Here is a 25,697-nt window from a genome sequence, read left to right on the forward strand (position 1 = left end):
TTAGCCGCGAATGACGCAGATGCTGGAAGTCGGCGGAGTCTGCTTCCCGACTAAAGTCGGTCCTACAGGGTTCGGTATAGCCAAATGAAAAAAGCGCCTTCGCAGGCGCTTTTTTCATGGGCGGTACAAAGGTCAGATCACCTTGGCTGCCTTGCTCTTGAGCTGGTAGGCCACGGCCAGCACCGCCAGCCAGAGCGGCATCGCGATCACCGAGCTGCTGATGCCCGGCGTCAGGTACATGATCACCAGAATCCCCAGCAAGAACGCCAGGCAGATGTAGTTGGTGGCCGGATAACCCCAGCTCTGAAAGCGCGTGACCTGGCCGGCCTGGCGCTTGGCCGCGCGAAACTTCAGGTGGGTGAGGGTGATCAGCACCCAGTTGATCACCAGCGAGGCAACCACCAGCGCCATCAACAGTTTGAAGGCTTCGCCGGGCATCACGTAGTTGATCAGCACGCACAGGCCGGTGGCGAAGGCCGAGACCAGCAGCGCATTGATCGGCACGCCGCGGGCGTTGACCTTGAGCATGGCCTTGGGCGCGTTGCCCTGGGCAGCCAGGCCGAACATCATGCGGCTGTTGCTGTACACGCAGCTGTTGTAGACCGACAGCGCGGCGGTCAGCACCACGACGTTAAGCAGCGTGGCCACGAAGTTGCTGTTCAGGTCATGGAAGATCAGCACGAACGGGCTGCCGCCGGTGACCACGTTCTGCCACGGGTACAGGCTCAGCAGCACGGTCAGGGCGCCCACATAGAAAATCAGGATGCGGTAGATCACCTGGTTGGTGGCTTTCGGGATGCTGCGCTGCGGGTCCTGGGCCTCGGCGGCGGTGATGCCGATCAGCTCCAGGCCACCGAACGAGAACATGATGAAGGCCATGGCCATCAGCAGGCCTTTGACGCCGTGCGGGAAGAAGCCGTCGTGCTGCCACAGGTTGGCAATCGAGGCCTGCGGGCCGCCGGTGCCGCTGGCCAGCAGCCAGGCGCCGAACACGATCATGCTGACGATGGCCAGCACCTTGATGATCGAGAACCAGAACTCCATCTCGCCGAAGATCTTCACGCTGGTCAGGTTGATCAGGTTGATGATCACGAAAAAGATCGCCGCCGATGCCCAGGTCGGCATATCCGGCCACCAGTACTGCACGTACACGCCCACGGCGGTCAGTTCGGCCATGCCCACCAGTACATACAGCACCCAGTAGTTCCAGCCCGACATAAAGCCCGCCTTCGGGCCCCAGTAGCGGTTGGCGAAGTGGCTGAAGGTGCCGGCCACCGGCTCTTCGACGGCCATTTCGCCGAGCTGGCGCATGATGAAAAACGCGATCAGGCCGGCCACCGCATAGCCCAGGATCACTGAAGGACCGGCCATGCTGACGGTGTGCGCGACGCCCAGGAACAAGCCGGTGCCGATGGCGCCGCCCAGAGCAATCAACTGAATGTGCCTGTTCTTCAAGCCGCGCTTTAGCGGTTCAGGCTGTGCAGGTTGGGTCATTGGAATCCCCGTGAGTGAATGACGGATTGGCCCAGTAGTTAATGGCTGGGCTCTTGTAACGAAATGGATATAGCAAGGCAGGTGCCATTTTGCAGGGGCGTGATTCTGCACCCTGCGCCGGCTCACGGATAGTTCAATTAAGCTGATAGGCTTTGCGACCTGGATCTATATCAAGCCTGGACGAACGTCTTAATGAAAATAAATGAAATCGACGACTTCGATCTGAAAATTCTGACGCTGTTGCAAGCCAATGGCCGACTGACAAATCAGGAACTCAGTGATCTGGTCGGCCTTTCGGCTTCGCAGTGTTCTCGACGCCGCATCGGTCTGGAGCACAACCACCTGATCCTCGGTTACCACGCCCGTATTGCCCCGCAAGCCTTGGGCCGCGAGGTGCTGGCGATGATCGAGGTGCGCCTGATCAGCCACCGTACCGAGCACCGCGAGCGCTTTCAGTCGCTGGTGGCGAGCCTGCATTCGATCATCGATGCCTATAAAACCACCGGCGATGCGGACTACACACTCAAGGTCGCCGTGGCGGACCTGGACAGCCTTAACCGGCTTATGGAGTTGATCACCGCCAGCGACAGCGTCGCGCATATCAAGACGGCTGTGGTGCTGGAACGTTTAAAAGAAAACAGCGTGGTGATTGTGGCCGAAGAGGCAAAGGCTGCACTGTCTTGATGCATTAAAGATTATTGGAGCGCGTAAAAGATGCACCCTGTTTTTATTTGGTGATTATTCCGTGCGTCTATAAACATGTATTCGCGGGTAACGGTCTTATTGGTTAATATTGGCGCTCATTGTGTGAGCGAAGCGTTGTTCAGGGATCGAAGACGCTGACGCTCCTGACCCCCGATCCCTCCCGAGCTGCACCATGACCACGACCGTTGCCTCTGACAAACGCCTGAACACCCGGCACTCGCTCCAGGAAGACATCCTCGCGATCGTCATCGCCACGGCGATGATCTCTTTCGCCTTGTTGCTGCTGCGCCAGGCCGGGGTGATGACCGGCGGCACGGCAGGCATCGCGCTGTTTCTGCATTACAGCTACGCCGTGCCGTTCGGCATGGCGTTCTTTGCGCTCAACCTGCCGTTCTATTACCTGGCCCTGCGGCGCATGGGTCTGGCCTTCACGCTCAAGACCTTTTGTGCGGTGGGGCTGGTGTCGTTCTTCTCCGATTTCCATGGCCAGTTCATCCATATCGACCAGTTGCAGCCGCTGTATGCCGCCCTGATCGGCAACGCGCTGCTGGGCGTCGGTTTCCTGATGATGTTCCGGCACAAGGCCAGTCTGGGTGGTGTTAACATCCTTGCCCTGTATATTCAGGACCGTTATGGCTTCAAGGCGGGCTGGTCGCAGATGGCAGTGGATATCTGCGTGCTGGTGGCGTCCTTGAGCTTTATCAGCGGGCCGGTCCTGCTGTTTTCGGTGCTTGGCGCCGTATTGCTGAACTTCATCATTGCGCAGAACCACAGAGCCGACCGTTACTCGGCCTGATTCATCTACCTTCAGGAGTTTGTCCGCATGCTTGCCCACGTGGAGTCGTACGCCGGTGACCCGATCCTTTCGCTGATGGAAACCTTTGGCAAGGATCCGCGCACCGACAAGGTCAATCTGAGCATTGGTCTTTACTATGACGCCGAGGGCCGCATCCCGCGCCTGGACACCGCCGTACGCGCCCAGCACGAACTCGATGCCGGCGAGCAGGCCGCCTGTGTGTACCTGCCGATGGAGGGCCTGGCGCCATATCGCCAGGCAATCCAGACCCTGCTGTTCGGTGCCGAACACCCGCTGCTCAAGGCTGGCCGTATCGCGACCATCCAGACCGTCGGCGGCTCGGGCGCACTGAAGGTCGGTGCCGATTTCCTCAAGTATGCGTTTCCTGAATCGCAGGTCTGGGTCAGCGATCCGACCTGGGAAAACCACATCGCGCTGTTTGGCGGCGCGGGCTTCAAGGTCAACACCTACCCGTACTTCGACAAGCGCACCGGCGGTGTCGACTTCGACGCCATGCTGGCTGCCCTGCAAGGCCTGCCGGCGCGCAGCATCGTGCTGCTGCACCCGTGCTGCCACAACCCGACTGGTGCTGATCTGAGCACCGAGCAATGGGACAAGGTGATCGAGGTTGCCAAGCGTAATGAGCTGATCGCGTTCATGGACATTGCCTACCAGGGCTTCGGCGCCGGCATGGAACAGGACGCCTACGCGATCCGTGCGATGGCCGAGGCTGGCGTCACCACGCTGGTGAGCAACTCGTTCTCGAAAATCTTCTCGCTATACGGCGAGCGCGTCGGCGGCCTGTCGGTGGTCTGCGAAGACGCCGAACTGGCCGAGCGTGTCCTGGGCCAGCTCAAGGCCACCGTGCGCCGCAACTACTCCAGCCCACCGGTACACGGCGCGCAGATCGTTGCCCGCGTGCTCAACACGCCGGCCCTGCGCCAGGACTGGCTGGCCGAAGTCGAAGCCATGCGCGTGCGCATCATCCAGATGCGCGAGCGCCTGGTGGCAGTACTGGCCGAGAAAGCCCCGCAGCAGGATTTCAGCTTCATCACCCGCCAGCACGGCATGTTCAGCTACACCGGCCTGACCGGCGAGCAGGTCGATGAGCTGCGCAACACGCACGGCGTCTACCTGGTGCGCAGCGGCCGCCTGTGCCTGTCGGGCCTGAACGAAGCCAACGTCGACAAAGTCGCCACCGCGATTGCCAGCCTGTTCTCGAAATAAACTGGAATCGAACCCCTGGCAACTGTGTTCTCAAGCCAAATGCGCGTCAGCCTTCAAGGCTTCGCGCATTCTGGCGTTGATACTGAGTACGACACACATTGCGTAGGAGCTGCTTTAGCAGCGAAGGCCATCACCACAAAATTGCGGCGTATGCGTTCCGGACTAAAGTCGGTCCTACGGGCCGGTTTTATCAGGCCGGCCTGAGGGCTGCTTGCCAATGGGGTGACTGCACCTTCGCCTTCGCGAGCTGGCGCTCACTCCCACGGATTTTGGGCGGGCCTTGGTACTGAGTACGACACACATTGCGTAGGAGCTGCTTTAGCAGCGAAGGCCATCACCACAAAATTGCGGCGTATGCGTTCCCGACTAAAGTCGGTCCTACGGGCCGGTTTTATCAGGCCGGCCTGGGGGCTGCTTGCCAATGGGGTGACTGCACCTTCGCATTCGCGAGCTGGCGCTCACTCCCACGGATTTTGGTCGGGCCTTGGTACTGAGTACGACACACATTGCGTAGGAGCTGCTTTAGCAGCGAAAGCCATCACCACAAAATTGCGGCGTATGCGTTCCCGACTAAAGTCGGTCCTACGGGCCGGTTTTATCAGGCCGGCTTGGGCGCCGCTTGCCAATGGGGTGACTGCACCTTCGCATTCGCGAGCTTGCGCCCCCTCCCACAGAGTTTGGGCGGGCCTTGATACTGAGTACGGCACAAATTGCGTAGCATCTTCGCGGATAAATCCGCGCCTACGGGGTGCTGCGTTATCAATGACAAGGAGTCCATTGCATGAAGTTCGGCTACACGATCATTTACGTTGCGGATGTCTCGGCCTCACTGGCGTTTTTCAACGAGGCCTTCGGACTGGCTACCCGCTTTCTCCACGAGTCCGGGACCTACGGCGAGCTGGAAACCGGCGAAACCGCGCTGGCCTTCGCCGCCGATGAGCTGGCAGCGCTGAATTTCAGCACCGGACACGTCTCGGCCCGCACCTCGATCAAGCCCTTGGGCATGGAGGTCGGGCTGGTCACCGGCGATGTCCCTGCTGCCCACGCACGTGCCCTGGCGGCCGGTGCCACCGAGCTTTCCGGTCCGCAGACCAAGCCTTGGGGCCAGACCGTGTCGTATGTCCGTTGCCCGGATGGCACGCTGGTCGAGTTGTGCTCCCCGATCGGTTAATGGATTAAATCGCCCTCCAGTCGTCTCTCAGCTTCATGCCGGGCGCTTCTAGGCCTATAATGCTCGCCTTTTTCGCTACTGATTTTGCGGAGCTGGTGATGGCCGAACGTAAGGTATCCGTCGAACGCGATACTCTGGAAACCCAGATCAAGGTCTCGATCAACCTGGATGGCACCGGAAAGGCCCGATTCGATATCGGTGTTCCGTTCCTTGAGCACATGCTTGACCAGATCGCCCGGCACGGGCTGATCGACCTGGATATCGAGTGCAAGGGCGACCTGGACATCGACGACCACCATACCGTGGAGGACGTCGGCATTACTCTGGGCCAGGCCTTCGCCAAGGCGATCGGCGACAAGAAAGGCATCCGTCGTTATGGCCATGCCTATGTGCCGCTCGATGAAGCGCTGTCGCGTGTGGTCATCGACTTCTCGGGCCGTCCGGGCCTGCAGATGCACGTGCCGTACACCCGTGCGGTGGTCGGGCGTTTCGATGTCGACCTGTTCCAGGAGTTCTTCCAGGGCTTCGTCAACCACGCGCTGGTCAGCCTGCACATCGACAACCTGCGCGGCACCAACACCCACCACCAGATCGAAACCGTCTTCAAGGCGTTCGGTCGCGCGCTGCGCATGGCCATCGAACTCGATGACCGCATGGCCGGGCAAATGCCGTCGACCAAGGGTGTGCTCTGATGCAGACAGTGGCAGTTATCGATTACGGCATGGGCAACCTGCACTCGGTCGCCAAGGCGCTTGAGCACGTAGGCGCCGGCAAGGTCGTGATCAGCAGCGACGCCAAGGTCATTCGTGAAGCCGACCGCGTTGTATTCCCCGGCGTCGGTGCGATCCGCGACTGCATGGCCGAGATCCGCCGCCTGGGCTTTGACGAGCTGGTGCGCGAGGTCAGCAAGGACCGTCCGTTTCTCGGTATCTGCGTCGGCATGCAGGCCTTGCTCGATCGCAGCGAAGAGAACGACGGTGTCGACTGCATCGGTGTGTTTCCAGGCCAGGTGAAGTTCTTCGGCAAGGACCTGCACGAAGACGGCGAGCACCTCAAGGTGCCGCACATGGGCTGGAACCAGGTCAGCCAGGCAGTCGATCACCCGCTGTGGCACGACATTCCGGACCTGGCGCGTTTCTACTTCGTGCACAGCTACTACATCGCGGCGGCGAATGCGCGTCAGGTCGTCGGTCGCGGGCACTACGGCGTTGATTTCGCCGCCGCACTGGCCGATGGTTCGCGCTTTGCCGTGCAATTCCACCCCGAGAAAAGCCATACCCACGGTCTGCAATTGCTGCAGAACTTCGTGGCGTGGGACGGGCGCTGGTAAACAGACAGCAGCTGCAAGCCTTGAGCTTCACGCTGCAAGAATCGATAACTACGCACGCTTGTAGCTAGCGCTTGAAGCTTGCCGCTGTTTTTTACGAAGGAAAAAGAATGCTGATCATTCCTGCAATCGACCTCAAAGACGGCGCCTGTGTGCGTCTGCGTCAGGGCCGCATGGAAGATTCCACGGTGTTTTCCGATGACCCGGTGAGCATGGCCGCCAAGTGGGTCGAGGGCGGTTGCCGTCGTCTGCACCTGGTCGACCTGAACGGCGCCTTCGAAGGCCAGCCGGTCAATGGTGAAGTGGTCACGGCCATTGCCAAGCGTTACCCGCACCTGCCGATCCAGATCGGCGGCGGCATTCGTTCGCTGGAAACCATCGAGCACTACGTCAAGGCCGGCGTCAGCTACGTGATCATCGGCACCAAGGCGGTCAAGCAGCCTGAGTTCGTGGCCGAAGCCTGCCGTGCATTCCCCGGCAAGGTGATCGTGGGCCTGGACGCAAAAGACGGCTTCGTCGCCACCGACGGCTGGGCCGAGATCAGCTCGGTGCAGGTCATCGATCTGGCCAAGCGTTTCGAGGCTGATGGCGTGTCGGCGATCGTCTACACCGACATCGCCAAGGACGGCATGATGCAAGGCTGCAACGTGCCGTTCACCGCAGCGCTGGCGCAGGCTACGCGGATTCCGGTGATCGCCTCGGGCGGCATCCATAACCTGGGCGACATCAAGGCCCTGCTGGATGCAAAAACCCCAGGCATCATCGGCGCGATCACCGGCCGTGCGATCTACGAAGGCACCCTGGACGTCGCCGAGGCCCAGGCCTTTTGCGACAACTATAAAGCCGACTGAGAACAGCTGTTGTAGGAGCGCGCTTGCCCGCGACCGGCTGCGTCAGCAGTCGTAAAATTCCAGCGTTTCATAGATTTCTGTGAGCGCTTTGCGCTCAGTCGCGGGCAAGCGCGCTCCTACCGGTACCGGAGATTGACCTCATGGCTTTGGCCAAACGCATCATCCCTTGCCTGGACGTCGACAACGGTCGTGTGGTCAAGGGCGTCAAGTTCGAGAACATCCGCGATGCCGGTGACCCGGTAGAAATCGCCCGGCGTTACAACGAGCAAGGCGCGGACGAAATCACCTTTCTGGACATCACCGCCAGCGTCGATGGCCGTGACACCACGCTGCATACCGTCGAGCGCATGGCCAGCCAGGTGTTCATCCCGCTGACCGTCGGTGGCGGCGTGCGCACGGTGATGGACATCCGCAACCTGCTCAATGCCGGTGCCGACAAGGTCTCGATCAACACCGCAGCGGTGTTCAACCCGGAGTTCGTCGGCGAGGCCGCTGCACGGTTTGGCTCGCAGTGCATCGTGGTGGCCATCGACGCCAAGAAGGTCTCGGGACCGGGCGAAACCCCGCGCTGGGAAATCTTCACCCATGGCGGCCGCAAGCCGACCGGCCTCGATGCCGTGGAATGGGCGAAGAAGATGGAAGGCCTGGGCGCCGGTGAAATCCTGCTGACCAGCATGGACCAGGACGGCATGAAGAACGGCTTCGACCTGGGCGTGACCCGCGCCATCAGCGATGCGCTGGGCATTCCGGTGATCGCCTCCGGCGGCGTCGGCAACCTGGAACACCTGGCGGCCGGCGTGCTGGAAGGCCACGCCAGCGCGGTGCTGGCGGCGAGCATTTTCCACTTCGGCGAGTACACCGTGCCCGAAGCCAAGGCCTACATGGCCCAGCGCGGTATCGTGGTGCGCTGAAACGATTGACTGCCGGGGCGGGCAAAAGCGTTCGTCCCGGTAGACAGCCCTCTTGGTTCGCGGCACTCTTCTGCGGTCGTCATGTTCGAGTCCCGGAATATGCTCAAGGGTCTTCTGCTTGTACTGCTGGGTCTGATCCCGTTTCTAAGTTCTGTGGCGCGCGGCGGCGAGGCGGGAATTCGCAAGATCGTCCTGCTGACCGAGAACTACCCGCCCTACAACATGGCGGTCGACGGCAAGAACTTTGCCCAGGACGACAACCTCGACGGTATCTCGGTGCAGATCATGCGCGAGACCTTCAAGCGCGCCGGTGTCGAATACAACCTGACGCTGCGCTTCCCCTGGGAGCGGGTCTACAAGCTGGCCCTGGAAAACCCCGGTTACGCCGTGTTCTCCACGGTGCGCACGCCTGAGCGCGAGCCACTGTTCAAATGGGTCGGGCCGATTGCCCCGGTCGAGTGGGTGCTGCTGGCCCGCGCCGACAGCCCTATCGTTGCCCTTACCGATCTTGAACAAGCCAAAAGCTACCGCGTCGGCGCCTACAAGGGCGATGCCCTGGCCGAGCATTTATTGCTCAAGGGGTTCGATCCGGTCCTGATGCTGCGCGACCAGGACAACCCGCGCCGGCTGGCCAACGGTCAACTCGATCTGTGGGCCACCGCCGACCCGGTCGGCCGCTGGCTGGCGCGCCAGGACGGCATTACCGGGCTCAAGACCGTGCTGCGTTTCAAGAAGGCCGAGCTGTACCTGGCGCTTAACAAGGAAACGCCGCAACCGCTGGTAGATCGCCTGCAAAAAGCCCTCGACCAGCTGCGCGCCGAAGGCGTGATCGAGCAGATCACGGACAAGTATCTGTAGGGCTGCGCGACAGCAATCGGCGCTTAGCGATACACGCCGTCTTTGCCATGGCCGTTCATGGCCCTGTTACTGCGCAGGCTGATCATGTGGCTCAGCTCGATCCATTCCACACCTTGATCCTTGAGCTTGGGCAGTTCGCGCTCCAGCACCTCGAGCGTGACCGGATAAGGGTGGCCGATCACCACCGCGCTGCCCTGTTCGCGGGCCAGGCGGATGGCGCTGTGCAGCTGCCGGGTAATGGCTTCGCTGGTGCGCTCATCATCAAGAAATACATCCCGCGACAGGCTGGCCAGCCCGATCTTCTGCGCTTGCGCTGCGGCCACGGTTTTCGCACTGGTGCGGCTGTCGATGAAGAACAGATGCCGACGCTGCAACTCGCTCATCAGCCAGCCCATCGCCTCAGGTTCGGCGGTCATGCGGCTGCCCATGTGGTTATTGACGCCGGCGGCAAACGGCACCTTGAGCAGGGCGGCGTCCAGGCGGCTTTGCAGTTCACTGGTCGGCAAACCGGGGTGCCAGGCATAAGGGCCGGTGGCCGGGTCCATGGGCATGTGCAGGATCACGGTCTTGCCGGCCTTGTGGCCTTGATGGGCAAAGTCGGTGGCGTGCGGCGTGTCGGGCATGATCGCCAGCGTCACCGGTCCCGGCAGGGCCAGGGTACGGCTGTCCCTGGCCGGGTTCTGGCCCAGGTCATCGATGATCACGCTCAGGTAGGCGCGTTTGGGCGGTTGGCCGGCGGCACTGAACGTTACGGCTGCAAGCAGTAACGTCAGCGCCAGCCTCAGTCTGGGGAACCGGCGCATCAGTTACCGCGGGTGATACTCAGGCCCTTGAGCAGGCTGAGCGCCTGATTGAGCTGGTAATCCTCATCCTGCGGCCGTGCCTTGCCAGGTGCGCTCTTGACGGTGGGCTTGTCGGCGCCGCCGTTGCCATTGCCCAGGTGGCCCAGCAGGTCGGCTTCGCGGTAGTTCTCGCCGTCGGCTTCGCTGGTCAGCTTGGCGCGGCGCACCACGATGTCCGGGTTGATGCCCTGAGCCTGGATCGAACGGCCGTTGGGGGTGTAATACAGCGCGGTAGTGATCTTCAGGGCGCGGTCGTTGTTCAGCGGCAGCACGGTTTGCACCGAGCCTTTACCGAAGGTGTCGGTGCCCATCAGGATGCCGCGCTTCTGGTCTTGCAGGGCGCCGGCGACGATTTCCGACGCCGAGGCGCTGCCGCCATTGATCAGCACGGCCAGTGGCACGCCTTCGCTGGCGTCGGCCGGATCGGCATAGAAGCGCAGCTCGGAGTTGGCGATGCGGCCCTTGGTGTAGACGATCATGCCCTTGGTCAGGAAGTGGTCGGCTACGGCCACCGCCGATTGCAGCACGCCGCCGGGGTTATTGCGCAGGTCGAGGATCACGCCGCTGAGCTTCTTGTTGCCGTTGTCCTTGCGCATCTTGGCCAGCGCCTTGCCGACCTCGTCGCCGGTCTTGACCTGGAACTGGGTGATGCGGATATAGCCGTAGCCGCTTTCAAGCAGCTGCGCCTTGACGCTCTTGACCTGAATGGTCGCGCGCGCCAGGGTCACGTCGAACGGGTTACCGCCGTCGCGCACCAGGGTCAGGGTGATTTTTTCACCGATCTTGCCACGCATCTTGTCGACCGCTTCCTGCATGGTCTGGCCCTGGGTCGGCGCGCCGTTGATCTTGACGATCAGGTCACCGGCCTCGATGCCCGCCTTGGAAGCCGGGGTGTCGTCGATGGGCGAGACCACTTTGACGAAGCCGTCTTCAACGCCGACTTCGATGCCCAGGCCGCCGAATTCACCGCTGGTGCTTTCCTGCAGCTCCTGGAAATCTTCCGGGCCCAGATAGGCCGAGTGCGGATCAAGGTTGCTGAGCATGCCCTTGATCGCGTTCTCCAGCAGGGTCTTGTCGTCGACCGGCTCGACGTAGGCTGCTTTCACCCGGTCGAGCACCTCGGCAAAGGTGCGCAGCTCGTCCAGCGGCAACGGTGGCTTGGCGTTGGCCGGGGCGACTGCCTGGGCTGGCGCGGTTTTTTCGGCGGCCAGCGCCAGCGGTGCGCCGACCACGAGGGCAATCGCCAGGGCCAGCGAGGTGAGGCGGGACAGATGCTGCATGTCTGACAAGCTCCTGAAGAAAGTGATGCCGACTTATCCTTGAGTGCGACACCATTGGGCCGGATCGCTGGGGCGACCCTGCTGACGTATGGCGAAATACAGCGCTGCTGTGTCCTGACCACCACTGTTGCCGGCTGTGGCGATGGCTTCACCGGCCTTGACGATGTCACCGGCCTCCTTGAGCAGGCTCTGGTTGTGCCCGTACAGGGTCAGATAACCATTGCCATGATCGAGAATGACCAGAAGTCCGGAGCCGCGCAACCAGTCGGCGAACACCACGCGCCCGCCGTGTACGGCGCGTACCTGGCTGCCTGCGGTGGCGCTGATCATCACGCCATCCCAGCGCGAACGTTCATCGTCGCCGCGTGCTTCACCGAAGCGTGCAAGCAGTCGACCATTGATTGGCCAAGGAAGTTTACCTTTGGCCTCTGCAAAAGCGCCGCCATAGGTGGCACCGCCGCTGGACACCGCGGGGCCCGCGGGTTGGACCGGGCGCGACGGGGCGGGTTCAGTCTCGACCCTGGTGTCGCGGCGGTTTTCACGTTCATTGCGGGCCAGAGCCTCGCGCTGGCGCTGTTGTTCGCGCTCACGCTGGCGTTGCGCTTCGGCTTCAGCCTCTCGCGCTGCGATCAGCGCTTTCTGGCGCGCTTCTTCGGCTTCACGGGCCTGACGTGCGAGGGTTTCCTCGATGGTCTTGAGGACATTATTCAGTTCGGCCTGATCCTGCTGGCGCGCCTGTAGCTTCTGGTCGCCGGCCTTGTAGTCCTGATTGATCCTGGCCAGTACTTTCTGGCGCTCTTCGCGCACCTTGCCCAGTTCCTGGCCACGGCTTTCGAGATCGCTTTTCTGCACCAGCAACTGCGCCTGTTGCAGGTCGATGTCTTTTTCGACCCCGGCCAGCTGGCGCAGCGTCTCGTTGAACTGGCGCAACTGCTCGGTACGCGCCTTGCTCAGGTAGTCGTAGTAGGTGAGGGTACGGGCGAATTTTTCCGGGTGCTGCTGGTTGAGCAGCAGCTTGAGGTATTCCTGCCGGCCACCCTGATAGGCGGCACGGGCCTGGATGGCGATCAGGCGTTGCTGTTCACGCTTTGCGTCACCCAGGTTTTTCTTTTCATGGTCGAGCCTTTGCAGCTCGACTTCGGTCTTTTTTAGTTCGTTTTGCAGGACCTCGACCTGCTTTTCCAGCTTACCCATTTCGGTTTCGGTCGTGCGCAGGTCTTTCTGGACCCCGCTCTTTTCGGCCTGAAGCTTGTTGAGCACCTTTTGCAGCTCAGCAACGTCCTGGCGCGCGGCGTCTATCTGTTTTTGGGTCTGGGCACGTTCATCCTCGGCAAATGCCGGGTTGAGCATACAGATCAGAACAAGAGTGATCAGGGCGCGAAACATGTGGATGAGCGATACCGAGCAGGGGTGAAAAAACGATGGGCTTAGTATGCCCGTCATGTCTGGTAAAACAAATGTCCGGTGACCTGATGCCGGGTTGGCATCAGGTCACCGCAGGGTCTTTATTTACCCACCAGAATCGAGTGCCCGCTCATTTCTTCAGGCTTTTCCATGCCCAGCAGATGCAGCAATGTCGGTGCCACGTCGGCCAGCACGCCGCCTTCACGGACTTTCAGTGGCTTGTTGCCGAAGTAAATGAACGGTACCGGCTCCGAGGTGTGCGCCGTGTGGGCTTGCCCGGTATGGTCGTCGGTCATCTGCTCGACGTTGCCATGGTCGGCCGTGATCAGGGCTTCGCCGCCGACCTTGTCCAGTGCCGTGGTGATACGGCCCAGGCATTCATCCAGGCATTCGACAGCCTTGACCGCTGCGGCCATCACGCCGCTGTGGCCGACCATGTCACCGTTGGCGTAGTTGACGACGATCACGTCGTAGCGTTGGTGTTCGATGGCGTCGACGATCTTGTCGGTGACTTCCGGTGCGCTCATTTCCGGCTGCAGGTCGTAGGTGGCGACTTTCGGCGACGGGATCAGGATGCGCTCTTCACCCGGAAACGGCTCTTCACGGCCACCGGAAAAGAAGAAGGTCACGTGCGCATATTTCTCGGTCTCGGCGATGCGCAGCTGGGTCTTGCCGTTATCGGCCAGGTACTGGCCCAGCACGTTTTTCAGGCTTCCGGGCGCGAACGCCGACGGTGCCTTGATGCTGGCCGAGTACTGCGTGAGCATCACGTAATTGATTTTCGGCTGGCGGGCACGGGCAAAATCGCTGAAATCGTCCTCGACGAACACCCGGCTCAGTTCACGGGCGCGGTCGGCGCGGAAGTTCATGAACACCACGGCGTCGCCGTCCTCGACCTGCACCGACTCGCCAATGGCCGTCGGCTTGACGAATTCGTCGCTCTCATCGCGTGCATAGGCCGCTTCAAGGCCGGCCACGGCGCTGTCTGCGTGAAACTCGGCCTTGCCGTCGACGATCAGGTTGTAGGCCGCCGAAACACGGTCCCAGCGGTTGTCGCGGTCCATGGCGAAGAAGCGGCCAATGATCGTGGCGGTACGGCCCTTGCCCAGGCGGGCGAAGGCGTTGTCGAGCAGTTCCAGCGACGACTGGGCGCTGCGCGGCGGTGTGTCACGACCATCGAGAAAGGCGTGCAGGTAGATTTTCTCGGCGCCACGTTTGACCGCCAGTTCTGCCATGGCGACCAGATGATCCTGGTGGCTGTGTACGCCGCCGTCGGACAACAGGCCCATGATGTGCACGGCCTTGCCGGCACCCACAGCCTTGTCCACCGCAGCGCAAATGGTCGGGTTCTCGAAGAACTCGCCGTCGCGAATGGCCTTGGTCACCCGGGTGAAGTCCTGATACACCACACGGCCGGCGCCCAGGTTCATGTGCCCGACTTCAGAGTTGCCCATTTGCCCGTCCGGCAGGCCCACGTCCATGCCGGAGCCGGAGATCAGGCCGTGTGGTTTGGTGGCATAGAGGCGATCCATGACTGGCATACGGGCCGCCAGAATGGCGTTGCCTTCAGGGTTCTCGCTGTGGCCGAAGCCGTCGAGAATGATCAGAACCAGTGGTTTTGCGGTGGCAGTCATGGAAACCCTCGTTTGCTGGCCGCATGAACCGGATAGGCTGACCCGGTTTCAAGCTGCCTGCTTGGCAAAATGGGAAGTAAGAAAAGGATAGGCATTTTAGGGACAAGTTCCCGTCGCGTCACCGTCGGGGAGACTTTGGCCGACCTTGGGTGCTGTGTATACTGGCCGGCATTTTAACGCCCTGGAAACTGGACATGGTTGCTCACCTGCTTGAATTCGTCACCCACCACTACCTGATCACAGGCGCTTTCGTGATTCTGCTGGCCCTGCTGATCGCCTACGAGGTAAGCAAGGGCGCGCGCGGCGTCACCACCGGCGAGCTGACCGCACTGGTCAACAGCGACCAGGGCGTGATCATTGACGTGCGTTCGACCAAGGATTTCGCCGCCGGCCACATCGTTGGCGCGCTGAATTATCCACAGGAAAAAATCCTGACCCGCACCGCCGACCTGCAAAAGTACAAGGACAAGACCCTGATTCTGGTCGATGCCCATGGCCAGAGCGCCGGCAGCACCGCAGGCGAGCTGATCAAGGCCGGTTTCAAGGCGGCCAAGCTGTCGGGCGGCATCTCCAGCTGGCGCGGTGACAACCTGCCGTTGGTGAAGTGATATGGCCAACGTTCTTGTTTATTCCAGTGACTATTGCCCGTATTGCATTCGTGCCAAGCAGTTGCTCGGCAAGAAGAACGTAGCCTTCGAAGAAATTCGCGTCGATGGCAAACCCCAGGTGCGTGCAGAAATGGCCCAGAAAGCCGGACGCACCTCGGTTCCGCAGATCTGGATCGGCTCAACCCACGTGGGCGGCTGTGATGACCTGTTCGCTCTGGAGCGCGCCGGCAAGCTCGATGCGCTGCTCCTTGGCTGATTCACCTGTTAAGTTAAGCCCCTTACTATTCGAGAAGGATCCGACATGACCGAACAAACCACCAACGGCGCCGTTGCCAACGAAGAAGACGCACCGCAGTTCAGCCTGCAGCGTATCTATGTTCGCGACCTGTCGTTCGAAGCCCCGAAGAGCCCGGCCATCTTCCGTCAGGAATGGACCCCTTCGGTCAGCCTGGACCTGAACACCCGTCAAAAGCAGCTGGAAAACGATTTCTACGAAGTCGTGCTGACCCTGTCGGTCACCGTCAACAACGCTGACGAAGTTGCCTTCATCGTTGAAGTGCAGCAGGCCGGTATCTTCCTGATCAAAGGTCTGGACCCATCGTCGATGAGCCACACCCTGGGCGCGTTCTGCCCGAACATTCTGTTCCCGTACGCTCGCGAAACCATCGACAGCCTGGTCGTGCGTGGTTCGTTCCCGGCGCTGATGCTGGCCCCGGTGAACTTCGACGCCCTGTACGCCCAAGAGCTGCAGCGTCTGCAACAGGCTGGCGAAGCACCGTCGGCTTAAGCCGGTCTTACGCCCACAAAAAAGCGCCTTTACGGGCGCTTTTTTGTGGGTGGCCTTCAGCGCGGGTTCGTCAGGCAAAGCCTTGCTGGCGCCAGGCCTCGTAAACGGCCACCGCCACGGTGTTGGACAGGTTCAGGCTGCGGCAGCCTTCACGCATCGGCAGGCGCAGGCGTCGGTCGCTGCTGAACGTGTCGAGCAGCTCACCGGGCAGGCCACGGCTTTCCGGGCCGAAGATAAACGCATCGCCCGGCTGAAAGCTGACCTCGTGAAAGGGCTGCGAGCCCTTGGTGGTAAAGGCGAACAGCCGCGGATGGCCGATCTTTTCCAGACAGCTGGGCAAGTCGGCGTGGGTTTGCAGCGTGGCATACTCGTGGTAATCGAGCCCGGCGCGGCGCAGGCGCTTGTCGTCCAGCTCGAAACCCAGCGGCTCGATCAAATGCAGGGTGCAGCCACTGTTGGCGCACAGCCTGATGACATTGCCGGTATTCGGCGGAATTTCTGGTTGAAAAAGGATGACGTGAAACATGCACGGCTCCGAACGAAAGGACGGGATGCATTCTACCCCTGAAGAAGACCCCAGGCCGAAGTTCTGGCCGCGTGTATTGGGCTCGATCGCCATCGTCGGGTTTTCGGTGGGCATGATGATTGGCCGGGTTCAGCAATCGGACCCGGTTGAACTGCAACAGATCGAAGAGTTACCCGCAGGACTGGCGCTGTGGTTCAACGAAGAGCCAACGGTTCAGGGCGAGACGGTCGATGGTGCCATCGTGCTGCGCCTGGACGCGACCGGACAGCCATGGAACGGCCAGTTGCGCGGCGACGGCAAGGTTACGCGCTGGACGCTGCAACGTGCGGATAAAGGATTGGTGCTGACGCTGCTGGCGACCCGCCCACTGCACGGCAACTGGAACGCTGCCGAGGTGGACGGGCGCTGGAGGCTGGAAGTCAGCCTCCAAGAGCAATAAAAGAGGGGAATCCCCGGCCTGCCTGTACCAAGGCCCCCAAAACTGGTAGGTACAAGAGTTGTTGCAGGTGGCGTGCCAGTTTTGGAATTTTCTTTACGCTGCCTGTAAAAAATCCTGCAGGCCTTGTTCAACAGGGGGTTTGGCACGTGTCGATTCAGGTTGCCCGGCCTCGACACGCTTCTTCAGCACCGATTACGCAGGTTTTTGCACGCTAATGGCGCACCGGCGCCGTCCATGCCCCCAAGGTGATGCACGATCGTTGCTATGTCGTTGCTATGGCCCCGTTACGGCTTCCACACCTGCACATCCCGCGCATCGACCTTGGCCGGCAGCAGCCCGGCTTCAAAGAATGCATCGGCAATGCTTTGCTGCTCATCGAGCTTGTCCGCCTCGACCGGCAGAATCTGATAAGTGCGGCGCTGGTTGGCGGCCTCGACTGTCGCGCCGTCCAGATTGCCCCACAGCGGGCCCAGTAGCCTGGCCGCTTCAGCGGGATTGGCCTTGACCCATTTGCCGGTCTTCTCCAGTTCATGGAACACGGTCTTGAGCACCTGCGGGTGTTTATCGGCGTAGGCGTTAGTCGTCAGGTAATAGCGCTGGTACTGCGCCAGACCCTGGCCGTCGGCCAGAGTGCGGGTTGGCACCTGGCGCTGTACGCCGCTGAGGAAGGGTTCCCAGGTCACCCAGGCGTCGACCTTGCGGTTCTCGAACGCGGCGCGGCCGTCGGCAGGGGTTAAATACGCCGGTTCGATATCGCTGAACTTGAGCCCGGCCTTTTGCAGCGCGGCAATCAACAGGTAATGGCTGCCCGCCGCCTTGGTAACGGCCACTTTGCGGCCTTTGAGGTCGGCGAGGGTTTCAAGCGTTGCATCCTTGTGTACCACGATGGCCTGCGCGGACGGCGAGGGTGCCTCGCGGGCAAAGTAGGTCAGGCGCGCGCCGGCCGCCTGGGCAAACACCGGCACGGTGTCGGCCACATCGGCGGACAAATCGATGTTGCCGACATTCAGCGATTCAAGCAGCGGCAGGCCACTGGGGAATTCGTGCCATGACACGGTGATGCCCTGTTTGTTCAATTCCCGCTCCAGCGTGCCCTGGGTTTTGAGGATCACAATCAGGGTCGAGGACTTCTGAAAACCGATCCGCAGGTTTTCTTGCGCACCGACAACGGGGCTCATTACCAGCGTGGTGGCAATTGTCACAATTGCTGCTAAAGGGCGGCTGAAGGCCCGTTTTACAAGGGTTTCGAGGCGCATGCGAGTAGGCTTCCGGATGACGGGATGTAGGAAAAAAGGCGTGATCCGGTTGTCCGGTAACCGCAAACTAAACGATCTGACGAGTGGTCATAAAATATTTTTTAGGCATTAGCTTATTAGGTGGATACACTCCTTGGCGGTCCGGCAGACACGGCCAGTGACATATAGCTTTATGATCTAAAAGTGACATAAATAGTTACTTTTTGATTCGAGCATTTTCCACTACCGTGCAGCCACCGAAACACGCGGTCTAGTCAATTAGTCGCGATACGCCCGAACAACGATTGACCTTAAGGTCGGCACTGGCGTTAATCGCGCGACCATGCTTCCGAGGAGTCGGGGTCATGGCATACAAAAATTAGATTCACGAGGAGCGAAGCAATGAAAAAGTCTACCCTGGCCCTGGCCGTAGCATTCGGCGTACTGGCTCAGCAGGCCGGCGCTGCCGGTTTCATCGAAGACAGCAAGGCGTCCGTGAGTTCCCGGACCCTGTATTTCGACAACGACCTGCGTGAAGGCGTTCGCGCTTCCGATCAGCGTGAAACTGCAACCGGTCTGAAATTCGACTACGCGTCGGGCTTCACTCAAGGCACCGTAGGTTTTGGTCTTGATGCCCAGGCTGTAGTGGGTATCCGTCTGGGCGGTGGTATCGATCACCACTCCGCTGCGACTAGCAACACTGTCGTTCCGACCGACACCGATGGCTCGTCCGTCAGCGACTGGAGCCGTGCCGGCGCCAACCTGAAGGCCCGCTTCTCGAAAACCGAACTGAAAATCGGTAACGCCCTGGCACCTAACCTGCCAATCCTGGTTTCCAACGACGGTCGCCTGCTGCCACAAGCGTTCGAAGGCGGCATCCTGACCTCCAAGGACCTGGACGGCGTAACCTTCACCGCGGGTCAACTGACCAAGACTATCGGTCGTGCTTCCACCGACTGGTCGGATCTGTCGGTTAACGGCGGCACCAAGGGCAGCGACGAATTCCGCTTCGCCGGTGCTGACTGGAAAGTCACCAAAGACCTGACGCTGCAGTACTACTTCGCCAACCTGGAAGACTACTACAAGCAGCACTTCCTGGGCCTGGTACACGTTTACCCGATCGCCGAGAACCAGTCGTTCAAGACTGACCTGCGCTACTTCGACAGCCGTTCCGACGGCAAGAATGGCCAGACCGGTTATCTGTTCAACAACAACAACGGCTACGCCCGTACTCCAGGCGAGGTCGACAACAAGACCTGGTCGGCCATGTTCACCTACACCCTGGGCGGCCATGCACTCATGCTCGGTCACCAGCAAGTGGGCGACGACGGTGGCTTCGTATCCCTGAACCAGGGCAGCGTGCGTAAAGACAACGGTCTGGGCAGCCTGGAAGGCAACGGCGGTTCGAGCTTCTACCTGTTCACCGACTCGATGGTCAACCAGTTCACCCGCGCTGGCGAAAACACCACCTTCGGTCAGTACTCGTATGACTTCGCCAAAGTCGGCGTGCCAGGCCTGAAAGCCGCCATCGCTTACCTGCATGGCGACGACATCAAAGGCGCCGGTGCTGCTGCCGGTCGCGAGTTCTCCGAGTGGGAACGTGACGTGCGTGTTGACTACGTCATCCAGAGCGGCCCGCTCAAAGGCTTCGGCACCACCGTTCGTCACGGTTCGTACCGTGCCAACGATGGTCTGAACAACTCCACCAACACCGACCAGACCCGTCTGATCTTCAACTACACCTACAACTTCATGTAAGTGTATTGAGTGTTGGATAAAAGAACCCCGCCCCGTGCGGGGTTCTTTTTGCCTGTTTTTTTATATTCTTTAACGCTATATCCAAAGCAATATCTATTCTTTTTAATCTTCAACGGAACCGTGCACAGTAGGGTCATATTCAAACGCACCCACTGCCCACCTGCATAACAAGGAGCTACACCATGACACTGCGACTTGGCGATATCGCCCCTGACTTCGAACAGGATTCCAGTGAAGGCCTGATTCATTTCCATGAATGGCTGGGCGACAGCTGGGGCGTTTTGTTTTCTCACCCGGCAGACTTCACTCCGGTGTGCACCACCGAGCTTGGCTTTACCGCCAAGCTCAAGGAAGAATTCGCCAAGCGCAACGTCAAGGCCATCGCCCTGTCGGTGGACCCGGTCGATTCCCATGTGAAGTGGATCGACGACATCAACACCACCCAGAACACACTGGTCAATTTCCCGATCCTGGCCGATGCCGACCGTAAAGTGTCGGACCTCTATGACCTGATCCACCCTAACGCCAGCGATACCCTGACCGTGCGCTCTCTGTTCGTGATCGACCCGAACAAGAAAGTCCGTCTGACCATTACCTATCCGGCAAGCACCGGGCGTAACTTCAACGAAATCCTGCGGGTCATCGACTCCCTGCAATTGACCGACAGCCACAAGGTTGCCACGCCGGCCAACTGGGTGGATGGCGATGACGTGGTCATCGTGCCGTCGCTCAAGGATGAAGAAGAAATCAAACGCCGCTTTCCTAAAGGCTACAAGGCCGTCACGCCGTACCTGCGCCTGACGCCACAACCGAATCGCTGATATTCACGATCTCCCTGAGTGGGGTTTTTTGGGCCGATTTTATCGGCCCTTTTTTATTTCCGGCTGCCTGTACTGCGCATATGTATTTATGGAATAACCAAATGAAAAAATAAGATTTATAGATATAAAAAAGCCCTGTTAATGTCTCCCCACCCAAACTCATCCAGCAAAGGAGAGCGCCATGCGCACCACCATTTTGCGTCGAAGCCTGGCCGCTCTTGTTGCGGTTGCCCTCAGCGTCGGCGTATTGACCCAGGCCCAGGCTGAAGACCTGCGCATTGGCTACCAGAAGTACGGCACGCTGGTGCTGCTCAAGGCCAAGGGCTCGCTGGAGAAGCGTCTGGCCGAGCAGGGCGTCAAGGTGCAGTGGACCGAGTTCCCGGGCGGCCCGCAGTTGCTGGAAGGCCTGAACGTAGGCTCCATCGACTTTGGCGTGACCGGCGAAACCCCGCCTGTGTTTGCCCAGGCCGCCGGCGCCGACCTGTTGTACGTGGCCTACGAGCCGCCAGCACCGACCAGCGAAGCGATCCTGGTGCCCAAGGACTCGGCCATCACTTCGGTCAAAGACCTCAAGGGCAAGAAGGTCGCCCTCAACAAGGGCTCCAACGTGCATTACCTGCTGGTCAAGGCCTTGGAAGATGCCGGCCTGAAATACAGCGACATCCAGACCGTATTCCTGCCGCCGGCCGATGCCCGCGCCGCCTTCGAGCGTGGCAGTGTCGATGCCTGGGTCATCTGGGACCCGTACCAGGCCGCCGCCGAACAGCAATTGCAGGCCCGTACCCTGAAAGACGGTACCGGCATCGTCGACAACCATCAGTTCTACCTGGCGACCAAACCCTACGCGCAGAAGAACCCCAAGGTCATCGAAGCGCTGGTTGAAGAAGTCCGTGCCGTGGGCGAATGGTCCAAAGCCAACCCTGAAGAAGTCACCAAACAGGTTGCCCCGCTGCTGGGCCTGCCGGCCGACATCACCCTGACTTCGGTCAAGCGCCAAGGCTACGGCGCCCACTTCATTACCCCGCAGGTGGTCGAGGCGCAGCAGAAAATTGCCGACACCTTCCACCAGCTCAAGCTGATCCCTAAACCTTTGAGCATCAAGGATGTGATCTGGACACCGCCTGCCGCTGTGGCGAAAGCCCAGTGACTTACCCGTACCTGATTAACAGGCCTTTCGAGGAGACAACTCCATGAGCCTCAGTGCTTCACAACGTATCCTGCACAGGCTGGCGCCCTGGGCGCTGCCGGTGCTGTTGCTGGTGGTCTGGCAGATTTCTGTCAGCGCCGGCTGGCTGTCCACCCGCATCCTGCCGGCACCCAGCGCTGTGATCGAAGCGGGCGTCAGCCTGGTCAGCAGCGGTGAAATCTGGACTCACCTGGCCATCAGCGGCTGGCGCGCCGGCGTCGGTTTCGCCATCGGCGGCGGCATCGGCCTGGCCCTGGGTTTCATCACCGGCCTGACCCGTTGGGGCGAGCGCCTGCTGGACAGCTCGGTGCAGATGATCCGCAACGTGCCGCACCTGGCGCTGATTCCGCTGGTGATCCTGTGGTTCGGCATCGACGAAACCGCCAAGGTATTCCTGGTCGCACTGGGCACTCTGTTCCCGATCTACCTCAACACCTACCACGGCATTCGCAACATCGATCCTGCGCTGGTTGAAATGTCGCGCAGCTACGGCTTGTCCGGCTTCGGCCTGTTCCGCCATGTGATCCTGCCTGGCGCCATGCCGTCGATCCTGGTCGGTGTGCGCTTTGCCCTGGGCTTCATGTGGTTGACCCTGATCGTCGCCGAGACCATCTCGGCCAGCTCCGGCATCGGTTACCTGGCGATGAACGCCCGTGAATTTCTGCAAACCGACGTGGTGGTACTGGCCATCGTCCTGTACGCCGTCCTCGGCAAACTGGCCGACGTGGCCGCTCGCGGTCTGGAGCGTGTGTGCCTGCGCTGGCATCCGGCCTATCAAGTACACAAGGGCGGTGCCGCATGAGCAGTCTCAAACAGCAACAGCCAGCCAACCTGCTGCGCGGCATTCCACTGGCCGCGCACCGGATCAAGAAAGCCTTTGGCGACCGCGAAGTTCTCAAGGACATCGACCTGCACATCCCGGCCGGCCAGTTCGTCGCCGTGGTGGGCCGCAGCGGTTGCGGCAAGAGCACGCTGCTGCGCCTGCTGGCGGGTCTCGACAAACCCACCTCCGGCGATCTGCGTGCCGGTTCCGGGCAATTGTCCGAAGCGCGTGACGACACCCGTTTGATGTTCCAGGAAGCGCGTTTGCTGCCCTGGAAAAAGATCATCGACAACGTAGGGTTAGGCCTGACCGGCGACTGGCGCCCACAAGCGCTGGAGGCGCTGGAAGCGGTAGGCCTGGCCGAACGTACCAATGAATGGCCGGCGGCCCTGTCCGGCGGCCAGAAGCAGCGCGTGGCCCTGGCCCGCGCCCTGATTCACAAGCCACGCCTGCTGCTGCTCGACGAGCCATTGGGCGCGCTGGATGCCCTGACCCGCATCGAGATGCAGCAACTGATCGAAAACCTGTGGCGCAAATACGGTTTTACCGTGCTGCTGGTGACCCACGATGTCAGCGAAGCCGTGGCCGTCGCCGATCGGGTGATCCTGATCGAAGAAGGCCGTATCGGCCTGGATGTGCTGGTCGACCTGCCACGCCCCCGCGTGCGCGGCTCGCACCGCCTGGCGGCGCTGGAAGCTGAAGTACTCAACCGGGTGCTGGCCATTCCTGGCACGCCACCGGACCCCGAACCCGTTTCACCCCTGCCTACGCAACTGCGTTGGGCCAACTAATCGTTATCGCACCTGAAAAGAGGAAGATCTCATGACTATCAAGGCCATCAACGTACGCAACCAGTTCAAGGGCACCATCAAGGAAATCGTGCTGGGCGACGTACTGTCGGAAATCGACGTACAGACCGCTTCCGGCATCGTGACGTCGGTCATCACCACCCGCTCGGTCAAAGAGCTGGAACTGGGCGTGGGCAGCGAAGTGATCGCGTTTGTAAAATCGACTGAAGTGTCGATCGCCAAGCTGTAATCCAGGCAATACCCACAGACCCCGGACGGCGCAAGCCCTCCGGGGTTTTGTGTTTTAGAGCGGCAGCTCGCGCTTGGGCAGATACGGCGGCAGATACAGCCCGAGATAGGCATCAAACACGCGCATGCCTTCCTCAGCCATGCGCGGCGTAATCTGCTCATGCAACTGCATGGCGCGCGCGTAAACCCGGTCACCCAGCTCCATGGCCAGTGCGAACACATCCACATCGCCCGGCAGCTCCGGCAAATGAAAGTGCCGGTTGAACACCGCCTGCAACAGCTGACCCAGCTCGATATCGTGCTGGCGGTCGGCCTGGTTGACCTCGGCCAGGCCATGCTGGGCCAGGATCAGTTGCCGGGCCGCCGCGTCGGCGTTGTAGATATTCAGCATGCGCTGCTCGACCTCGCGTGAAAGGTCGCGCCAGCTGTCGAGCGACTCATGATCGACCGGCGCCTGCAACGTGGCACGAAAGGCGGCGTGCACATCGGCGGTCAGGGCTTCGAGCAGCGCCGGCACATTGGCGAAGAAGTGATAGACCGAGGACGGCGGAATGTCCGCGCGCTCGGCGACGCTGTAGATCGACAGGCTGTCCACGCCCTCGGTGACCAGCATGGCGCGCGCGGCATCGAGAATCGCATCGATGCGCGCCTGGCTGGCGGCGCGAGGTTTGCGGGGCGTGACGGGGCGGTTCATGGGTGGCGGCTCTTGAGTCGGGCAGGGCGCCATTGTACAGGGCTGCCTGATCAGGCGCTTTTACCCTTTAACGTTGTCGCACTGACATTTCTGCCAGTTACCTGCGCAACCAGACAAGACGACACTGAGGGTTCGCACGTCCCGACCCACGAGAGGCCCGATCATGTCCGATCATCAGACACTGCTTTGCAGATATCACTACGATCCGCTGGACCGGCTGGCCGGGCAGGTGAGTGCAGGCGAGACCGATACCCGGCTGTTCTATCAAAAAAGCCGTCTGACGACGCAGGTTCAAGGCGAATTGGGCTGCTCAGTGCTGCAGTTCGACGAGCAATTGCTGGCGCAACAGCGATCTTCCGGCAAGCCGGTTGAGGCGACCATACTGGCCACCGATCAGCAGCGTTCGATCTTGCAATCGATTGGCAACGGACAACGCGAGGCATCGGCTTATACCGCCTATGGTCACTTGGTGATGAGCAGTGGCTTAAGTTGCTTTCTCGGCTTCGACGGCGAACGGCGCGACTCGGTGACGGGACATTATTTGCTGGGTAATGGCTATCGGGCATTCAATCCGGTAATTATGCGTTTCAATAGCCCGGACAGCGTGAGTCCGTTTGGCGAGGGGGGGTTGAATGCGTATGCCTATTGTAAGGGGGATCCGATTAACCTTCGGGATCCAGCAGGCCATGCTCCGTTCTACTCGATTCTCAAGGGAACCAAAAAGTCTTTTATGGAACATGTACCTCGCCATATGAAGCAACAGTGGCTCGGAGTAGCTACAAGTGCAAACCCTTCTGTCCGGCCCGTGTTGAGTCCGGTGGCCTCAAACCGTGTACAGGCCCTTGTTGATTTGCCCTCTCGTTCTTCCGGAGTGAGTGAGCGGGCTCTGGCTTCTGATAGTTCCAGGCATATAGCATCGTCTAGCAGCTTACCGCCTATCAGGCATTCTGGGCTCGGTGGGGCTGAGCCTGCCCATGGGTTGGTATATTTTGAGCAGAGTGTGTGGGCTAGCCTGGATGAAAAATCACTCAGTGCTCATTTAGCCAGCAATGCAAGTGCGATGAGAAAATATACCAAGAGGGCAGGGTTTACTAGTCGTGAGGCACTTGAAGTTAATTTGAAATATAGCAGATATAATTCTGCTATTTATAGTTCTGGCTATGGTGGTGCTAATACGAAATCGCATTCTGCTATGAAGAGGCGATATCAGAAGGCTGTTGCTTTGAATGAGAGGTTTCTTGCTGAGTTGATAAGAAGAAGCTGAGTATTCGTCGCAGTGTGCT

General features: G+C 60.4%; 28 protein-coding genes. 20 read left to right on the forward strand and 8 right to left on the reverse strand.

Annotated features, from left to right (window positions below):
- Positions 1-132: 132 nt before the first annotated feature.
- A complete protein-coding gene (locus tag ACYAS9_RS06775; protein ID WP_463567552.1) occupies positions 133-1,494 on the reverse strand; it encodes an amino acid permease in 1,362 nt (453 codons plus the stop codon).
- Positions 1,495-1,686: 192 nt separating this feature from the next.
- On the opposite strand from ACYAS9_RS06775, the gene ACYAS9_RS06780 reads away from it, so the two are divergent.
- From ACYAS9_RS06780 to ACYAS9_RS06820, 9 genes are all read left to right on the forward strand, one after another.
- Positions 1,687-2,178 (forward strand): Lrp/AsnC family transcriptional regulator, encoded by a 492-nt coding sequence (locus ACYAS9_RS06780; protein WP_459747762.1) that lies wholly within the window; start codon positions 1,687-1,689, stop codon positions 2,176-2,178.
- A 193-nt stretch (positions 2,179-2,371) separates the two neighbouring features.
- Entirely contained in the window at positions 2,372-2,995 is a 624-nt protein-coding gene (locus ACYAS9_RS06785) for a YitT family protein (RefSeq protein ID WP_463567553.1), read from the forward strand.
- Between the two features lie 27 nt (positions 2,996-3,022).
- A complete protein-coding gene (locus tag ACYAS9_RS06790) occupies positions 3,023-4,222 on the forward strand; it encodes an amino acid aminotransferase (protein WP_463567554.1) in 1,200 nt (399 codons plus the stop codon).
- A 781-nt stretch (positions 4,223-5,003) separates the two neighbouring features.
- Complete coding sequence (locus tag ACYAS9_RS06795; protein WP_463567555.1) at positions 5,004-5,393, forward strand: VOC family protein; 390 nt, start codon at positions 5,004-5,006, stop codon at positions 5,391-5,393.
- A 98-nt stretch (positions 5,394-5,491) separates the two neighbouring features.
- Positions 5,492-6,085 carry an imidazoleglycerol-phosphate dehydratase HisB gene (gene hisB / locus ACYAS9_RS06800; RefSeq protein WP_459747766.1) on the forward strand — a complete coding sequence of 198 codons (594 nt, stop codon included), beginning with the start codon at positions 5,492-5,494 and terminating at the stop codon, positions 6,083-6,085.
- Positions 6,085-6,723, forward strand: coding sequence for an imidazole glycerol phosphate synthase subunit HisH (hisH, locus tag ACYAS9_RS06805; protein WP_463567556.1), 639 nt, complete (start codon positions 6,085-6,087; stop codon positions 6,721-6,723). The genes hisB and hisH overlap by 1 nt, the downstream gene beginning before the upstream one ends.
- A gap of 107 nt (positions 6,724-6,830) precedes the next feature.
- A complete protein-coding gene (hisA, locus tag ACYAS9_RS06810) occupies positions 6,831-7,571 on the forward strand; it encodes a 1-(5-phosphoribosyl)-5-[(5-phosphoribosylamino)methylideneamino]imidazole-4-carboxamide isomerase (protein WP_463567557.1) in 741 nt (246 codons plus the stop codon).
- Positions 7,572-7,711: 140 nt separating this feature from the next.
- Complete coding sequence (gene hisF / locus ACYAS9_RS06815) at positions 7,712-8,482, forward strand: imidazole glycerol phosphate synthase subunit HisF (protein ID WP_459747769.1); 771 nt, start codon at positions 7,712-7,714, stop codon at positions 8,480-8,482.
- Between the two features lie 99 nt (positions 8,483-8,581).
- A complete protein-coding gene (locus ACYAS9_RS06820) occupies positions 8,582-9,340 on the forward strand; it encodes a substrate-binding periplasmic protein (RefSeq protein ID WP_463567558.1) in 759 nt (252 codons plus the stop codon).
- 23 nt (positions 9,341-9,363) lie between these two features.
- Here ACYAS9_RS06820 and ACYAS9_RS06825 read toward each other — a convergent pair whose 3' ends face one another.
- The 4 genes from ACYAS9_RS06825 to gpmI form a co-directional block, all read right to left on the reverse strand.
- Positions 9,364-10,143 carry a divergent polysaccharide deacetylase family protein gene (locus ACYAS9_RS06825; RefSeq protein WP_463567559.1) on the reverse strand — a complete coding sequence of 260 codons (780 nt, stop codon included), beginning with the start codon at positions 10,141-10,143 and terminating at the stop codon, positions 9,364-9,366.
- The gene (locus ACYAS9_RS06830) at positions 10,143-11,462 is read right to left on the reverse strand and encodes a S41 family peptidase (protein ID WP_463567560.1); all 1,320 of its coding nucleotides are present in this window, start codon (positions 11,460-11,462) and stop codon (positions 10,143-10,145) included. Before ACYAS9_RS06830 ends, ACYAS9_RS06825 begins: the two co-directional genes overlap by 1 nt.
- A 33-nt stretch (positions 11,463-11,495) precedes the next feature.
- Complete coding sequence (locus tag ACYAS9_RS06835) at positions 11,496-12,848, reverse strand: murein hydrolase activator EnvC family protein (protein WP_463567561.1); 1,353 nt, start codon at positions 12,846-12,848, stop codon at positions 11,496-11,498.
- A 119-nt stretch (positions 12,849-12,967) separates the two neighbouring features.
- On the reverse strand, positions 12,968-14,500 hold the full coding sequence (gene gpmI, locus ACYAS9_RS06840) for a 2,3-bisphosphoglycerate-independent phosphoglycerate mutase (protein WP_463567562.1): 1,533 nt from the start codon (positions 14,498-14,500) through the stop codon (positions 12,968-12,970).
- Positions 14,501-14,694: 194 nt separating this feature from the next.
- On the opposite strand from gpmI, the gene ACYAS9_RS06845 reads away from it, so the two are divergent.
- Genes ACYAS9_RS06845 through secB form a run of 3 tightly spaced genes read left to right on the forward strand, consistent with a single transcriptional unit; the run spans position 14,695 to position 15,895 of the window.
- Positions 14,695-15,108 (forward strand): rhodanese-like domain-containing protein, encoded by a 414-nt coding sequence (locus ACYAS9_RS06845; protein ID WP_463567563.1) that lies wholly within the window; start codon positions 14,695-14,697, stop codon positions 15,106-15,108.
- A 1-nt stretch (position 15,109) separates the two neighbouring features.
- Positions 15,110-15,364, forward strand: coding sequence for a glutaredoxin 3 (gene grxC / locus ACYAS9_RS06850; protein WP_463567564.1), 255 nt, complete (start codon positions 15,110-15,112; stop codon positions 15,362-15,364).
- A gap of 45 nt (positions 15,365-15,409) precedes the next feature.
- Complete coding sequence (gene secB, locus ACYAS9_RS06855; protein ID WP_463567565.1) at positions 15,410-15,895, forward strand: protein-export chaperone SecB; 486 nt, start codon at positions 15,410-15,412, stop codon at positions 15,893-15,895.
- A gap of 70 nt (positions 15,896-15,965) precedes the next feature.
- Here secB and trmL read toward each other — a convergent pair whose 3' ends face one another.
- Positions 15,966-16,421 carry a tRNA (uridine(34)/cytosine(34)/5-carboxymethylaminomethyluridine(34)-2'-O)-methyltransferase TrmL gene (gene trmL, locus ACYAS9_RS06860; protein ID WP_463567566.1) on the reverse strand — a complete coding sequence of 152 codons (456 nt, stop codon included), beginning with the start codon at positions 16,419-16,421 and terminating at the stop codon, positions 15,966-15,968.
- On the opposite strand from trmL, the gene ACYAS9_RS06865 reads away from it, so the two are divergent.
- Positions 16,420-16,860, forward strand: coding sequence for a hypothetical protein (locus ACYAS9_RS06865; RefSeq protein ID WP_463567567.1), 441 nt, complete (start codon positions 16,420-16,422; stop codon positions 16,858-16,860). The two genes, trmL and ACYAS9_RS06865, sit on opposite strands and share 2 nt — an antisense overlap.
- 284 nt (positions 16,861-17,144) lie before the next feature.
- Here ACYAS9_RS06865 and ACYAS9_RS06870 read toward each other — a convergent pair whose 3' ends face one another.
- Positions 17,145-18,038 carry an aliphatic sulfonate ABC transporter substrate-binding protein gene (locus tag ACYAS9_RS06870; RefSeq protein ID WP_463567568.1) on the reverse strand — a complete coding sequence of 298 codons (894 nt, stop codon included), beginning with the start codon at positions 18,036-18,038 and terminating at the stop codon, positions 17,145-17,147.
- Between the two features lie 459 nt (positions 18,039-18,497).
- On the opposite strand from ACYAS9_RS06870, the gene ACYAS9_RS06875 reads away from it, so the two are divergent.
- The 6 genes from ACYAS9_RS06875 (at position 18,498) to ACYAS9_RS06900 (ending at position 23,721) form a co-directional block, all read left to right on the forward strand.
- On the forward strand, positions 18,498-19,853 hold the full coding sequence (locus ACYAS9_RS06875; protein WP_463567569.1) for an OprD family porin: 1,356 nt from the start codon (positions 18,498-18,500) through the stop codon (positions 19,851-19,853).
- 182 nt (positions 19,854-20,035) lie between these two features.
- Positions 20,036-20,674: a peroxiredoxin gene (locus ACYAS9_RS06880; RefSeq protein WP_463567570.1), complete on the forward strand. Its 639-nt coding sequence runs from the start codon at positions 20,036-20,038 to the stop codon at positions 20,672-20,674.
- A gap of 181 nt (positions 20,675-20,855) precedes the next feature.
- Entirely contained in the window at positions 20,856-21,821 is a 966-nt protein-coding gene (locus ACYAS9_RS06885; protein ID WP_463567571.1) for a sulfonate ABC transporter substrate-binding protein, read from the forward strand.
- Positions 21,822-21,864: 43 nt separating this feature from the next.
- Positions 21,865-22,662, forward strand: coding sequence for an aliphatic sulfonate ABC transporter permease SsuC (gene ssuC, locus ACYAS9_RS06890; RefSeq protein ID WP_463567572.1), 798 nt, complete (start codon positions 21,865-21,867; stop codon positions 22,660-22,662).
- Entirely contained in the window at positions 22,659-23,474 is an 816-nt protein-coding gene (gene ssuB / locus ACYAS9_RS06895; protein WP_463567573.1) for an aliphatic sulfonates ABC transporter ATP-binding protein, read from the forward strand. Before ssuC ends, ssuB begins: the two co-directional genes overlap by 4 nt.
- A 31-nt stretch (positions 23,475-23,505) precedes the next feature.
- Positions 23,506-23,721 carry a TOBE domain-containing protein gene (locus tag ACYAS9_RS06900; RefSeq protein ID WP_056842174.1) on the forward strand — a complete coding sequence of 72 codons (216 nt, stop codon included), beginning with the start codon at positions 23,506-23,508 and terminating at the stop codon, positions 23,719-23,721.
- 54 nt (positions 23,722-23,775) lie between these two features.
- Here ACYAS9_RS06900 and ACYAS9_RS06905 read toward each other — a convergent pair whose 3' ends face one another.
- The gene (locus tag ACYAS9_RS06905) at positions 23,776-24,414 is read right to left on the reverse strand and encodes a TetR/AcrR family transcriptional regulator (RefSeq protein ID WP_463567574.1); all 639 of its coding nucleotides are present in this window, start codon (positions 24,412-24,414) and stop codon (positions 23,776-23,778) included.
- A gap of 163 nt (positions 24,415-24,577) precedes the next feature.
- On the opposite strand from ACYAS9_RS06905, the gene ACYAS9_RS06910 reads away from it, so the two are divergent.
- Entirely contained in the window at positions 24,578-25,678 is a 1,101-nt protein-coding gene (locus ACYAS9_RS06910; protein ID WP_463567575.1) for an RHS repeat-associated core domain-containing protein, read from the forward strand.
- Positions 25,679-25,697 lie beyond the last annotated feature (19 nt).

It is taken from the genome of Pseudomonas sp. HP_08 (assembly GCF_055284095.1).